The sequence below is a fragment of the Paenibacillus oleatilyticus genome (genome assembly GCF_018998565.1).
GTDB classification, from domain to species: Bacteria; Bacillota; Bacilli; order Paenibacillales; family NBRC-103111; genus Paenibacillus_G; species Paenibacillus_G oleatilyticus.
In genome coordinates this window covers 1-336 of the sequence record NZ_JAHNZO010000181.1, presented here as the reverse complement: position 1 = coordinate 336, position 336 = coordinate 1, and the positions used below count along the sequence as shown (strand labels likewise).

1 protein-coding gene is annotated in these 336 nt (G+C 62.2%); it reads right to left on the bottom strand.

All coding sequences use genetic code 11. The features are described 5' to 3' along the window. Positions 1 to 155: 155 nt before the first annotated feature. Positions 156 to 336, bottom strand: a 181-nt coding sequence (locus KQX66_RS36855; RefSeq protein WP_216798448.1) for a type II toxin-antitoxin system TacA family antitoxin, incomplete at its 5' end; no start/stop codon positions are given.

Sequence of the window (336 nt, the reverse complement as noted above, 5' to 3'; positions counted from 1 at the left end):
AACGTAGAGCCGGACATTGTCGGCTCTGGCGAGCTTGCCTGCGGTCTTCTGGAAATAGTTGTCGACCTGCTCGATGCCGCAGGAAAAAGCCGTTCGATCGTGCTTGTCAGGATCGAACGGCTCGATGATGTAGGGTACAGGTCCAGTCTCCGGCATTATTTCGAGACGACGGTCTCGCGATGCCGGCGGAATGCTGCCCGCAGCGCCTCGGTCGGCGCCGGTGGGGTATCGAGCGCGGCAAAGAACGCCTCGTGATCGACCGGCTGCAGCACCGTGCGCTCATGCGCGGCGATGGTCGCCATTGCGGCCTGATAGGCGGCGTTCATGGTGAAGACG